Raw genomic sequence first — 13,231 nt, forward strand, 5'->3', positions numbered from 1 at the left:
TGAAGATGAACGTCGCCGTGGACGAACCCAAGTGCGTCGCCGCCGGGCAGTGCGTCCTGATCGCGCCCGAGGTCTTCGACCAGCGTGAGGAGGACGGCGTGGTCGTGCTGCTCGACGGGACGCCCGATCCGGTATTGCACCCGGTCGTGCGTGAGTCGGCCCTGGCCTGCCCCGCCGCCGCCATCCACGTGACGACGTCATGAGTCGCACCGTGCTGGTCGGCGCGTCGGCGGGCGGGCTGGCTACGGCGGAGGCGCTGCGCCGGGCGGGACATCAGGGGGAGATCGCCCTCGTCGGTGACGAGCCGCACCTTCCGTACGACCGCCCGCCGCTGTCCAAGCAGATCCTCAAGGGGGAGTGGGAGCCGGACCGGCTCGCCCTGCGCGGGCGGGCGGACATCGACGCGCTCGATCTGGACCTGCGACTGGGGGTGCGGGCGACCGGGCTGGACATGGCCGCGCGCACGCTTCTGCTGGCGGACGGCGCCCGGCTGCCGTACGAGTCTCTCGTCGTGGCGACCGGCGTACGAGCCCGTCCGCTGCCCGGGACCGAGCAGGTGGCCGGGGTGCACACACTGCGTACCCTGACCGACGCGCTGGCGTTGAAGACCCGCTTGAGCGCGGGTCGGCGGCTGGTGATCGTCGGCGCCGGGTTCCTGGGTGCCGAGGTGGCCGCCGTCGCGCGCGGGCTCGGCGTGGACGTGACCCTGCTGGAAGCCGACGCGGTGCCGATGGCGCAGGCGGTCGGTGAGGAGCCCGGGTGGTTCCTGTCGCAACTCCACCGCCACCATGGCGTCCGACTGCGCACGGGCGCGGCGGTGAGCGAAGTGCTCAGCGTCGGTGGCGAGGTCGCCGGTGTCGCGCTGGCCGACGGAAGCGAGATGCCCGCCGACGACGTCCTGGTCTCCATCGGTTCCTTGCCCAACACCGAATGGCTGGCCGGAAGCGGGCTCGCTCTCGGCGGCGGGCTCGTGTGCGACGAGTTCAGTGCCGCCGCACCCGGTGTGTACGGCGTGGGGGACGTGGCCTGCTGGCACAACCCGCTCTTCGGCACGAAGATGCGCGTCGAGCACCGCACCAACGCCGGCGAGCAGGCCCTCACCGTCGCCCACAACCTGCTCAACCCGGACGCGCCACGGCCGTTCGCCCCCGTGCCGTACTTCTGGTCGGACCAGTACGACACCAGAGTCCAGGCGTACGGCCATCTGCGCGACCACGATGAAGCACTCGTCCTGGAAAGCGATGTCACGGCGCGGCAGCTCCTCGTGGCCTACCGCCGGGGAGACCGGCTCACCGGCGTGCTCGCCATGGGCAAGTCACCCAAGATCCTGCGCGCCTGGCGGGCCCTCATCGCCTCCGGCGCGGCCTGGGAAGCGGCCGTCACCGACACCGCCGCCGCGTGACCGTATCCGCGGGCCGACGGCGCCGACCTGGCGGGCATCGCCGCCGAGCGCGCCAGTGACACCCCACCCGCCGGCCTTCGAAGTCGTCCACACCCCTCAAGCCCTTCATGCCTTTTCAAGGAGAGATCCATGACTACGACGACCAACTCGACCGACCCGGTCGACCACACCGGTCTTCCCCCGTTCCCGGGAGTACGGTCCGGGCGCTGCCCCTTCGATCCGCCGGCCGACTACGCGGACTGGCGCGAGGGCGAGGGCCTCCGGCGGGCGCTGTGGCGCGGCCGGCCGATGTGGGTCGTGAGCCGGTTCGCCGACATCCGCGAGGTTCTCAGCGACCCGCGGCTCAGCGCGGACGACCGTACGCCCGGCTTTCCCGTCCCGTCCAGCGCCGGGCCCGAGGCGGCCCAGCCCTTCATACGCATGGACGGCCCGGAACACATCCGGTTGCGCCGGATGCTCACCGGCGAGTTCACCGTCAAGCGGATGGAGCGGCTGCGCCCGCTGATCCAGGAGCAGGCCGATCGCTTCCTTGAGCAGATGATCAGCCAGGGGCAGCCGGCGGATCTGGTGAGCGCCTACGCATTCCCGATTCCGTCCATGGTCATCTCACTGATGCTCGGCGTGCCCTACGAGGACCACGCGTTCTTCCAGGAGCACAGCGCCACCATCATCACGGCCGACGCCTCGGACGAGGAGAAGCGCGCCGCGACCGTGGCACTGGCCGGCTACATGTACGAGCTGGTGGCGCGCAGGGAGCGCGAGCCGGAGGACGACCTGATCAGCCGACAGATCCAGCGGGTCGCCGCCGGGGAGATCAGCCGCGACACCGTGGTCGTCAACGCCAACACGCTGCTGGTCGCCGGGCACGAGACGACGGCCAACATGATCGCCCTCGGCACCCTGACCCTGTTGGAGAACCCGGACCGGCTCGCTCGTATCCGTGACACGGACGACGCCGCCGTCGTGGCGAACGGGGTCGAGGAACTGCTGCGGTACCTGACCATCGTCCAGGACGCGATCTACCGCGTCGCGACCGAGGACGTGACCATCGGCGGGCAGCTCGTCCGGGCCGGCGAAGCCGTGGCCGTGAACCTGCCCGCCGGGAACCGCGACGCGACCTTCTCCGCCGCCCCCGACACCTTCGACCCGGACCGCAACACCAGCGGCCACCTCGCCTTCGGCTACGGCGCCCACCAGTGCCTCGGTCAGCCTCTGGCCCGGGTCGAGCTGCAGATCGCGCTGCCCGCGCTGCTGCGTCGGCTGCCGGGGCTGCGGCTGGCGGTGCCGCTGGAGCAGATCGAGTTCCGGAACAACACCCTCACCTACGGACCCCACCGACTGCCGGTCGCCTGGTGACCAGCACCGTGTCAGGCAGGTGAACAGGCCGAGGGGAGCGCCGCCGACGGGACGGGAGGATTGTATTCTCCGGTCCCGTCGGCGGCTGCTCACGCCGTGCCCGGCGGCAGAGTGCGGGGATGGCGGACGCCGCCCGGCTGTCGGCGTTTCGGGTCTTGATCCGGGTCAGTCCCAGCTGGGGTCCTGAGCTTCCATGAAGCGGGGACCGTAGGCGCCATGAGGCAGGATCTCTTCGATTCGGGTGAGATCGTCGGTGCTGAGTGTGAGGTCAGCGGCACGACGTTCTCGTCCCGGCTGAGAGCGGTGTATGTGGGGTCTCCGGCGCAGGAAGTCGGCTGTGCGGGCGACCCGGCCATGTGCCTAGGAGGGCCCAGAGACATGCGGCGGCCAGCTGCGCCTGGGCATCGACAACCGGGCAGCCACTGGCAATGCCGCCTGCCGAATCCGTACCACGCGTCCTGGCCACGCAGTCTGACCTGCGGGACAGTTAATCGTCCGCGTTCCACGACGAGGGTGGCCTTGCCCTCGTCGTCCTGGACCGTCAGCCCGCCGCATTGGCGGCTGGGCGATGGCTGACCACATGAGAGCCGGCCGCCGACGCACCCGCCATTGCGGAGCTGTACGTCGAATTGACGGAGTATCGGATCTCCAGCTAACCCCTCACCGATCGGGCGCGAGTTCACCGGGACGCTGCTCGGGTCACACCGGTCGTACGAGGCCGGTGTCGTAGGCGAAGATCACCGCCTGGACGCGGTCGCGGGCGTCGATCTTGGGGAGGATGCGGCTGATGTGGGACTTGACGGTGGATTCGGCGAGGTGAAGGCGTTCGGCGATCTCCGAGTTGGTCCAGCCGGTGGCGATGGCGGTGAGGACTTCTTGTTCGCGCTGAGTGAGGTCGGCGAGTCGGCGCTGCTGTTGTGGGCTGTTGCCGGGGAAGCGGTCGCCGAAGGTGTCGATGAGCTTGCGGGTCAGGCCTGGTGAGATGACGGCGTCGCCGGCGGCCACCGCGCGGACACCGGCGACGAGTTCGTCGGGCTGGGCGTCCTTGAGCAGGAAGCCGCTGGCACCGGCGCGCAGGGCGTCGTAGGCGTATTCGTCGAGGTCGAAGGTGGTCAGGACCAGGACCCGGGAGCGGCCGCCGGACTCGATGACGCGGCGGGTGGCCTCGATGCCGTCCATGCCGGGCATGCGGACGTCCATCAGGACCACGTCGGGCCGGAGTTCGGCGGTCATGCGGACGCCTTCGCTGCCGTTGGCGGCCTCGCCGACGACCGTCATGTCGGGCTGGGCCTCCAGGAGCATGCTGAAGCCCATCCGCTGCAGGGCCTGGTCGTCGACGATGAGCACGGTGGTCATGCGGGGTGCCTCTCCGGGGAGGGTGGATTGGGGACGAGGAGCGCCTGGACGGTCCAGCCGCCACGGTCGTTGGGGCCGGCGGTGACTTCGCCGTCGTAGAGGGCGGCGCGTTCACGCATGCCGACCAGGCCCCGGCCGCCCCCGGTACGGGGCCGGTGCTCTGCTCGCCGGGCGCGGGACGGGCCTGTGTCGTCGACAGTGACGTGTACGGCATCGGGGCCGGCGGTGATGCGGAGGTGGACCGTCGTGTCGGAGGCGGCGTACTTGACGGTGTTGGTCAGGGCCTCCTGAACGATGCGGTAGATCGACAGCTGGAGGCCGGGCGTCATGCGGGTGAGGTCGCCCTGGGAGTCCAGGACGACGGTGGGGCCTGCTGCGCGAACGCGCTCCAGCAGTGCGTCGAGGTCGGCGAGGCCGGGCTGTGGGGCCAGCGGTGCGTCGTGTGGCCGGCCGTAGTCCTCGCTGATGACGGAGAGCAGGCGCCGCAGTTCGGCGAGGGCCTGGCGGCCGCTGTCGCCGATGATGCGGAGGGTCTGGGCGCCGCGTTCGGGTTTGGTGGCGGCGAGCGCGGCGGCGCCGTCGGCGAGGCCGACGATGACGGCGAGGGTGTGGCCGAGGATGTCGTGCATCTCGCGGGAGACGCGGGCACGTTCCTGCGCGACGGCGAGGTGGGCCTGACGGGCGCGCTCCTTGCGCAGCGCGACGACGTAGGCGTGGGCCAGCCGGGTGAGCAGCCCCAGCAGGGCGAAGGCCATCAGACCGGCCACCGCCATCGGGCTCACGACCTCCGGACGGGTCGCGAACTCCAGCTGACGGCCTTGCCAGAAGACGACGGCCCAGGCGACCAGTTGGGCGGTGGCTACGCCTATGGCGATGGCCAACTGCCGTGGTGTGCAGTAGCGGCCGACATTGAACAGGGCCACGACCCGTGCGGTCTCGGCGCCCGTCAGCACCCCCAGCGGAAGGGTTGCCACGGCGACGGCGGTGACGACCACGTAGACCAGCATGGGGTGGCGTTCCCGCCACAGCAGGGGAACGCAGAACGCGACCAGGAGGACCAACTGCAGCGGGACGGGGGCGGTGTTGTAGGGGTTGGCCAAGGAGCTCACGCCGAGTCCTGCGCAGAAGACCGGGACGCCCCAGTGGCGGACCCAGGAGTGGGCCCGGTCGGCTCGCCTCCATCTCGCGAGCTTGGAGAGCACTGAGACGATCACACGCTGCTCGGGGTCCCCGGTCAGGTTCTTCAGGACCTGGAGGTCGTCCGGGTCTACGGGTTGAGCGCGGGCGCTCGGTGCGTTCACGGTGTTTGTCTCCACGAGATGTCGGAGCCGCCCGCCGGTCCGCGGGGGAACCGGACCGACGGGCGGGGCTGGCGAGACGGCCGGGGCGGCCGTTTTCCGTCACTTCCTCCAGGGAAGTTTCTTCATTGATGTCCTCATTGTCGGTTCTTGCTGCTGGGGCGGGTCGACGGTGGTGGTGGTCGCGTCGTCGTCGCCGCGTCGGCCGCGCCGCTTGAGCCAGGACGGTCCTCGTGCCGGGACGCGGGCATGCCGGGCAGGTGCGGGAGCCTCGGTCTCTTTGTCGTTGTCGACGCCGGTGAGAGCGAGGGTGGCGCTGTATTCGGCCGAGCTCGCAGAGAGCCCCGGTCCGGCGCCCACCAGGGCCGCCGCGCCCACCAGCTCTGGGTGCGACCGCTCGGTGTCGACCGGCGCGGTGTCCAGCGCCCGGCGGAGCTTCTCGCCTTCCACGTCCACGTCGGGCAGGACGCGGTCCAGCCACTTGGGCAGGGCCCAGGCGCGGCGGCCGAGCAGGGCCATCACGGCCGGAACGATGGTCATGCGGACCACGAAGGCGTCGAAAGACACGGCGGCGGCGAGTCCGAGGCCGATCTGCTTGATCAGATCCATGTCGTCTGGAACGAGGAAGAACCCGGCGAACACGGCGATCATGATGACCGCGGAGGCGGTGACGATCCGGGCGCTGTGCCGGAAGCCTGCGACGATCGCCTGTGTCGGGCGGGCTCCGCGGGTGTACTCCTCGCGCATGCGGGTGACGAGGAGGAGCTCGTGGTTCATGGAGAGTCCGAAGAGAACGCTGATCAGCAGGATGGGCAGGAGGCCGTTGAGGGGTGAGGTCTGGTCGAGTCCGAACCAGCCCCACTGGAAGACGCAGACCAGGAAGCCCATGGTGGCGACGGTGCTGAGGATGAAGCCCAGGGCGGCCTTGAGCGGGATCGCGATCGAGCGGTAGAGGAGCAGGAGCAGGAGCAGCGCCAGGCCGATGACGACGGCGAGATAGGGGATCGCGGCGTCGGCAAGTTTGGTGGAGACGTCGATATCGACGGCGGTCGCACCAGTGACCATCACGTCGGCGTTCGTGTTGGCGTGCAGTTCGGTACCGCGATCGCGGATCTCGGAGATCAGGTCCTTGGTGGCCTGGCTGGTCGGGGAACTGTCCGGAACGACGCTGATCAGCGCGACATCGCCGGCAGGGTTGAACACGGCGCCGTGGACGTCGGCGATGTCGTCCATCTGGTTCAGCAGTGTCGTGGCCTCGTCGGCGGCCGCCGTGGGGGCGTTGCTGTCGCGGGCGTCGACGACCACGGTCAGCGGGCCGTTGAAGCCCGGCCCGAAGCCCTCGCTCAGGGTGTCGTAGGCGACGCGCTGGGTGCTGCCGGACGCCTTCATGCCGTCGTCGGGCATGGCCAGGCGCAGGGACGTGGCGGGGAGAGCGAGCAGGCCGAGACCGATCACCGACGCGACGAGGACCTTGACCGGACGGCGGGTGACGAACTTGGCCCATCGCACGCCCATGGCCTCGCCCTCGCCACGCTCCTGTGCCCTCATGCGACGGGTCTGCAGGTTGTTCTTCATGATCTGCGGCCCGGCGAGGCCGAGGGCGGCGGGGAGGAGGGTCAGCGCGACCAGCACGCCGACTGCGACGGCGAAGGCGCAGGCCAAGCCCAGTGAGGTGAGCGCGGGGACGCCGATGACGCTCAGCCCGAGCAGTGCGATGATCACGGTCAGGCCGCCGAAGACGACCGCGGGGCCGGCGGTGCCCAGAGCGCGCCCCGCCGCGTCCTCGGGGTCGCGGACGGCGCGGATCTCGTCGCGGTAGCGGAAGACGACGAACAGGGCGTAGTCGACGGCGACGGCGACCCCCAGCATCAGCGCCAGGGCGGTCGCCCCGGAGGCGACGTCCCAGATCCGGGCGGCGACAGTGATCGAGAAGAGGCTCACCAGGACGCCGACTCCCGCGGTGAGCTGAGGCAGGCCGGAAGCGACCAGGGAGCCGAAGGTGATCATCAGTACGATGCCGGCGATGGAGGTGCCGAGCGTCTGGGTCAGCATGCCGGGGGCCTCGCCCCTGACCGCGTCGCCGCCCAGGCTCACGGTCAGGCCGGCCTTCTCGCCCTGATCGACGACCGCCTTCTGGACGTCATGGGCGGCGTCGCTGACGTCGCCCTGGGCGACCTTGTAGGTGACCCCGGCGAAGCCGATGGTGCCCGACCGGCTGATCTGCCCGCTGGCGAAGGGGGCGCTGACGGTCGCGACCTGCGGTGACTTCTCCAGCTTCGCGACCAGGGACTCGATCTGCGTCCTGTTGGCGTCGGAGGTCAGCTTCTGCCCGCTCGGCGCCTCGAAGACGACCCGTGCGGTGGCACCGTCGGCCGAAGCCTGTGGGAACTGTTTCTCCAGCAGGTCGAGCGCCTTCTGTGACTGTGCTCCCGGAACGCTGACGCTGTCCGAGGCGGAACCGGAGGAGGCCGCGGCGCCGATGCCGACGGCGACCAGGGCCACGAGCCAGAGCACCAGGACGAGACGTCCCCGCCGGAACGAGAACCGGCCGAGCCGGTAGAGGAAGGTGGCCACGGAGTACCTCCAGGAAGGAAGAGACATGGCGTCAACCGGGGCCCCAGTGGCCCGCCATCCCAAGCTAGGAGCGGCCTTACGCGCTCCCGCCCCCCTGCGGACGGAATCCCGCAGGGCCGGTTAGTCCTGCGGGACCAACGGCGCTCTCGTCCTCGGAACGCGGTGGGCGAGCGCAGGGCGCGACCCCGCAGTGATACTTGTGCGTCTCATATTGAGATAGTAGCGTCTCATTCAGAGACGGGAATGTCGCATCATCCAGGACAGGAGCTGTGTCATGAAAGGTCTCAACGGAAAGCGCATCATCGTCGCCGGAGGTGCCTCCGGGATCGGCGCGGCCACCGCCGAGCGGCTCGCGGCCGAGGGCGCGGCGGTCGTGGTCGGCGACATCAACATCGACGCGGCCGAGGCCACCGCCAAGCGCCTCACCGATACCGGCGCAACGGCTCTCGCCGTCGAGTTCGACCTCGGCGACGAGAGTTCGATAGGCGCCCTCGTCGACACCGCCGTCACCCAACTCGGCGGAGTCGACGGCCTCTACAACGTCGCCGCCGACCTGTCCATGGAAACGCTGGGGCGCGACGGCGACCTGCTTGCCACGGACCTGGCCGTATGGCGGCGCACCCTCGAAGTGAACCTGATCGGCTATGCGCTCACCAGCCGCGCGGTCCTTCCCCTGCTGCTCGAACAAGGCGCCGGCGCCATCGTCAACACCTCCTCCGCGTCCGCGCATGCCGGCGACCACATACGTGCGGCGTACCAGACGAGCAAGGCGGGGGTCAACGCACTCACCCGGCACATCGCCTCCCGCTGGGGCAAGCAGGGCATCCGCTGCAACTCCGTATCACCCGGACTCGTCGTGACCGAATCCGCGCAGAAGACGGCCCAGAACGCGGAGACCATGGCCATGGCGCAGCAAGCCATGCCCAGCACCCGCTTCGGCAAGCCGGAAGACCTGGCCGGCGCCGTGGCCTTCCTCCTCTCCGACGACGGCGAGTGGATCAACGGGCAGGTCTGGTCGGTCAACGGCGGCGGACTGCTCCGCGAGTGAGAGCGCACGGTATGCCTCCCAGCGAGGTCGGCTTCCCCAGCCACGCCGGCCGCGTCCTCGTACGGCCCGGGCAGTCCGATCAACGACATGCCCAGGTCGTCGGCAAGCCCAGGTCAGCTGCTCCGGCTCGCTCCGTCACCGTAGGATTGATGCCTATGCCCCGCTCGCCTCACACCGACGACATGCCCGGCCCTCGCGCGCAGGCGCGGCGCTACGTGCTGTCGGCGGCGGCTACGGCACTCGCCGAGAACCCCGGCGCGAGCATGACGGAGATCGCCTCCGCCTCCGGCATCGGACGGGCCACGATGTACCGATGGTTCGCCACCCGCGAGCAACTCGTCGAGGCGATCCACGCCCATGTCGTCGCCGAGGTGGACGAGTTGATGGCGCGGCGCCTGCGCGAGAGCGGCCCCGCCCTCGACGTACTGCTCCGACTGAGCGGCGACATCATGGCCTTCGGTGACCGCTACCGGTTCCTGATCGCCTCCAGCGACAGACGGCAGAACCTGACCAACACGGTCGAGTTCAAGAAGTACGTCGCCGACCGCCAGCAGGCCGGCGAGCTGCGCGGCGACCTGTCGCCCGAGTGGCTGGTCGCGGCCTACGGCGGGCTCGTCGTCGCCGCACTCGACCAGCTCGACGAGCAGCGGCTCGGCAGCGCCGCGGCCGGTGACGAGCTGGCCCGCACCATCGTCGCGGCCTTCTCACGCGAAACGCAGTGACCCGCCCAGGAGCGTGACGCCGCTCCTCGCTCTTGCGACCAGCGATCGTGGCTGCCGGTGACCGGGCGCCACCTCCCCGAGCTGTGGCGGGTGTCGCCGACGGGCGACGTCACGCCTCCAGGAATGCACTCCGAGCACGATGCAGTGAGAGCGAGCAGGCGGCCCTTTAGTACCGCAGGACCAATCGGCCCCGCCGGGTTCCGCCCGCAGGGGGCTGAGAGCGCGGAAAACCGCCCCTATTTTGAGATCACAGGTCGACATCAGACCCGCATATACCCACGAGGCGTGGACAGCCGACGACCGCTGCAGCGCCGGAAAAGACAAGGAGTAGTGCAATGAAGGGACTCAACGGAAAGCGCATCGTCGTCGCCGGAGGTGCGTCCGGGATCGGCGCGGCCACCGCCGAGCGGCTCGCGGCCGAGGGCGCGGCGGTCGTGGTCGGTGACGTCGACATCGACGCGGCCGAGGCCACCGCCAAGCGCCTCACCGATACCGGCGCAACGGCTCTCGCCGTCGAGTTCGACCTCGCCGATGAGCGTTCGGTACGTGCACTCATCGACACCGCCGTCACCCAACTCGGCGGAGTCGACGGCCTCTACAACGTCGCCGCCGACGTCTCGGCGGAGACCCTGGGCCGTGACGGCGACCTGCTCGACATGGACCCGGCCGTATGGCGGCGCACCCTGGAAGTGAACCTGATCGGCTTCGCGCTCACCAGCCGCGCGGTCCTTCCCCTGCTGCTCGAACAAGGCGGCGGCGCCATCGTCAACACCTCCTCCCTCGCCGCGCACGTGGGCGACCACCAGCGCGCGGCGTACCAGACCAGCAAGGCGGGGATCAACGCACTCACCCGGCACATCGCCTCCCGCTGGGGCAAGCAGGGCATCCGCTGCAACTGCGTGTCTCCCGGAGTCGTCCTGACCGAATCCGCGCAGAAGATGGCTCTGAGCCCGGAGGCGCTGGAGTTCACCCGCATGACGCTTCCCAGCACCCGCTTCGGCAAGCCGGAAGACCTGGCCGGCACAGTGGCCTTCCTCCTGTCCGACGACGGCGAGTGGATCAACGGACAGGTCTGGTCGGTCAACGGCGGCGCGATGCTCCGCGAGTAACAACCGGAACCACTCGACGGCTTCCCGCCCCACCACACGGCCGCGCCACGGGACATCGGCTCGGCCGTCCGAGGCCGGTGCGCCAGGTGACCGCGGAGCGGGCGGGATGCTGCGGCGGTCGATGCCCGCGGCTAAAGGAGCTGGTCTTCGACTCTTTCGACCATGCTGATGCCTGGCGACTGGGCCCGTGCATCACCGCGATCGCGAAGAAGGCCGGCCATGCGGTCGGCATCGACATACGGCGGCCCGGCTTGATCCTGTTCCGCGCCGTGCTGCCGGGCATCACGCCCGATCAGGACACGTGGATCGCCCGCAAGGCTGTGCTCGTGCTGCGCACGGAGGCCAGCAGCGCGCTGGTGGATGCCCGGCTGTCTGCCGCGAAGGTCGACCCCGCTGCGATCGGATGGCTGGGTGCGGAGTACGCGGTCACGGGCGGCTCGTTCCCCATTCGGGTCCGGGACGTCGGCGTCGTCGCGGCCGCCACCGCATTCGGTCTGTCCTCGCAGGAGGATCACGACCTCATCGTCGAAGGTATCCGCGCCCACCTGGCCCACGGAGGCAGCGCATGAGCGAGCAGGTTCCCCCACGGCGGCTGCGGAGCGGTCAGCGCGCCCGCATTCGTGTCTGGGACCGTGCGACGAGGGCCGTCCACACCGTGTACGAGTCGCACGACCGCCTGTACGAGGCACCCAACTGGACGCCCAACGGACGCCTGCTCGTCAACGGCGACGGACTTCTGTGGACTCTCCCCACTGACGGATCGGCAGTCAGTGACCGCGGTGCCGTCGAGCTCCCTGGGCTGGTCCGGAAAACGGCCCGAACAGAGAACGGCCCCTCCGGGATCACTCGACGGCGGTCGGGCCGCCGGGGTCGAGTGTGTGGGCCTGCCGCCAACTGGCCCGCCGCCACTACACCTTTGGCGGCTGGAGCGTCGGCGCCGTCGCCCTCGTCGCCGGGTGGGCAGCGCGGACGTACCCGCCGGGGACCCGGATCGCCGCGGTCTTCCCCGACGGACCGCACCGCTACCTGGCGACCGTCTACAACGACGCCTGGTGCCGTGAGCATGAGCTCCTCGGCCAGGAGCCATGGGTAGAGCCCGAGGAGATCACCGAGCCCGACGAACGCGTGGTGACCGGCTGGACTCGCTGCGGTCAGGTCCGCGATCCGCTCGCGAGGCGGCTGGCCGGCCCCCCCCCAAGCGACGCCCACGTCAGCCGCTCCCGCACGACGTCGGGCTCGGTGGTCGAACGGCTCAGAGGTCGTGTCTGTCCCGGACAGTCGCAACCGATCGAACGCGAAGAAGTGGACCGGCCACTCTTCCGCTGCCCGGGCCGCCCCGGCACGCGCCGGGGCGGCCCGTTCTGCAACCGCTCGAACGTGAGGCGGCCTGTGACGTCCCATGCGACGAGCACTGAGCCAGTGCTGGTGCGGCGCTCTATGAGTGTTCGCCGAGTTGGAGGATCCCTGCGAGGCAGAAGCACAGGGCGCCGGTGAGAGTGCCCCAGTTGGCGATGTCGGCGTTGATGAGGCTGCCGGTGGCGGGGCGGGTGTAGGCGGCGAGCGCTGAAACCATGAACAGGACGGATCCGAGCTGGTTGACGGCGACGATCCACCAGCCGAGGTTGTGCAGCCGGGCGCAGAGCCGGCCGTGGCAGATCTCGACGAAGGCCAGGTGGCCGGAGATCAGGAAGAGGATGCAGCCGATCACGTCGGGTGTCCAGATGAGCCGGTTGACCTGCTGGACGGTCAGGCCCTGCAAGAAGGAGTCCAGCAGGTCGACGGCGAAGACGAGTGTGCCCGCGAAGAGGACGAATGCGCTCAGCCAGTCCACCCGCGTCGGCTCGTAGCTCCACCATCGCCAGTGGCGGGTGGTCAACCGTCCTTCGCCGCCGGCGACGTGGCGGGGTGCGTTGATCACCTGGAGCAGCGAGACGTAGCCGCCGGTGGTGAAGAACAGGCCGCCGGCGAAGTAGATCGAGGCGCACTTGGTAGCGTCGCCGGAGCCGAACTGGGCGTCGGCCGCTCCGGCCGCGAACAAGGCCCCGCCGATGACGAAGGCGGTCACGGCGATGGCGTTGAGTCGGCGCAGCCGGGCGAGGGAAGCGGCGTCCGCAGGGATGTGACGAGTGGCCGCCGCACTGAGGGGACGGACGGAGAGCACTCCACGCCGCCGCGCGAGCCGGGAATCCCACACAGCGGTCCCGCCGTCGGGAAGGTTCCAGGTGAGCCGGGTGGTGAACGGTCCCGCGCCCTCGGCCTGCTGCTCAGGTTGCCCCACGGGCAGAGCCTAGAACCTCAGGAAGGACCGAGGAGGGGCGAAACGCCGTCCCGCCGAGCCGTCGCTGCACCATGGTGCCCGGGCGGGA

General features: G+C 70.1%; 11 protein-coding genes and 1 pseudogene. 8 read left to right on the top strand and 4 right to left on the bottom strand.

All coding sequences use genetic code 11. The features are described from left to right. Positions 1–5 precede the first annotated feature (5 nt). From OG622_RS42230 to OG622_RS42240, 3 genes are all read left to right on the top strand, one after another. Positions 6–203 (top strand): ferredoxin, encoded by a 198-nt coding sequence (locus OG622_RS42230; RefSeq protein WP_257569167.1) that lies wholly within the window; start codon positions 6–8, stop codon positions 201–203. Continuing rightward, positions 200–1,402 (top strand): NAD(P)/FAD-dependent oxidoreductase, encoded by a 1,203-nt coding sequence (locus OG622_RS42235; protein WP_371582090.1) that lies wholly within the window; start codon positions 200–202, stop codon positions 1,400–1,402. Before OG622_RS42230 ends, OG622_RS42235 begins: the two co-directional genes overlap by 4 nt. Before the next feature lie 129 nt (positions 1,403–1,531). Beyond that, the gene (locus OG622_RS42240; protein WP_371582092.1) at positions 1,532–2,758 is read left to right on the top strand and encodes a cytochrome P450; all 1,227 of its coding nucleotides are present in this window, start codon (positions 1,532–1,534) and stop codon (positions 2,756–2,758) included. Between the two features lie 699 nt (positions 2,759–3,457). Here the strand turns inward: OG622_RS42240 and OG622_RS42245 are convergent. The 3 genes from OG622_RS42245 to OG622_RS42255 form a co-directional block, all read right to left on the bottom strand. Then, positions 3,458–4,114 carry a response regulator gene (locus tag OG622_RS42245; protein WP_371582094.1) on the bottom strand — a complete coding sequence of 219 codons (657 nt, stop codon included), beginning with the start codon at positions 4,112–4,114 and terminating at the stop codon, positions 3,458–3,460. Then, the gene (locus OG622_RS42250; RefSeq protein WP_371582095.1) at positions 4,111–5,415 is read right to left on the bottom strand and encodes a sensor histidine kinase; all 1,305 of its coding nucleotides are present in this window, start codon (positions 5,413–5,415) and stop codon (positions 4,111–4,113) included. Before OG622_RS42250 ends, OG622_RS42245 begins: the two co-directional genes overlap by 4 nt. Before the next feature lie 99 nt (positions 5,416–5,514). Continuing rightward, on the bottom strand, positions 5,515–7,986 hold the full coding sequence (locus OG622_RS42255) for an MMPL family transporter (protein WP_371582097.1): 2,472 nt from the start codon (positions 7,984–7,986) through the stop codon (positions 5,515–5,517). Between the two features lie 274 nt (positions 7,987–8,260). On the opposite strand from OG622_RS42255, the gene OG622_RS42260 reads away from it, so the two are divergent. The 5 genes and pseudogenes from OG622_RS42260 to OG622_RS42280 all read left to right on the top strand — a co-directional run. Beyond that, positions 8,261–9,034, top strand: coding sequence for an SDR family NAD(P)-dependent oxidoreductase (locus OG622_RS42260; protein WP_371582100.1), 774 nt, complete (start codon positions 8,261–8,263; stop codon positions 9,032–9,034). Between the two features lie 155 nt (positions 9,035–9,189). Beyond that, positions 9,190–9,756, top strand: a complete 567-nt coding sequence (locus OG622_RS42265) for a TetR/AcrR family transcriptional regulator (RefSeq protein WP_371582101.1) — start codon at positions 9,190–9,192, stop codon at positions 9,754–9,756. Positions 9,757–10,091: 335 nt separating this feature from the next. Further along, the gene (locus OG622_RS42270) at positions 10,092–10,865 is read left to right on the top strand and encodes an SDR family NAD(P)-dependent oxidoreductase (RefSeq protein WP_371582103.1); all 774 of its coding nucleotides are present in this window, start codon (positions 10,092–10,094) and stop codon (positions 10,863–10,865) included. A gap of 86 nt (positions 10,866–10,951) precedes the next feature. Then, on the top strand, positions 10,952–11,434 hold the full coding sequence (locus tag OG622_RS42275) for a heme-degrading domain-containing protein (RefSeq protein ID WP_371582104.1): 483 nt from the start codon (positions 10,952–10,954) through the stop codon (positions 11,432–11,434). Between the two features lie 295 nt (positions 11,435–11,729). Beyond that, positions 11,730–12,047: pseudogene (locus tag OG622_RS42280) on the top strand (pyridoxal-5'-phosphate-dependent protein subunit beta); the annotation flags it as partial. 253 nt (positions 12,048–12,300) lie between these two features. On the opposite strand, the gene OG622_RS42285 reads toward OG622_RS42280, so the two are convergent. Further along, positions 12,301–13,143 (bottom strand): hypothetical protein, encoded by an 843-nt coding sequence (locus OG622_RS42285; RefSeq protein WP_371582105.1) that lies wholly within the window; start codon positions 13,141–13,143, stop codon positions 12,301–12,303. Between the last annotated feature and the right edge of the window lie 88 nt (positions 13,144–13,231).

The organism is Streptomyces sp. NBC_01314 (assembly GCF_041435215.1).
In the GTDB taxonomy this organism is placed as follows: Bacteria; Actinomycetota; Actinomycetes; order Streptomycetales; family Streptomycetaceae; genus Streptomyces.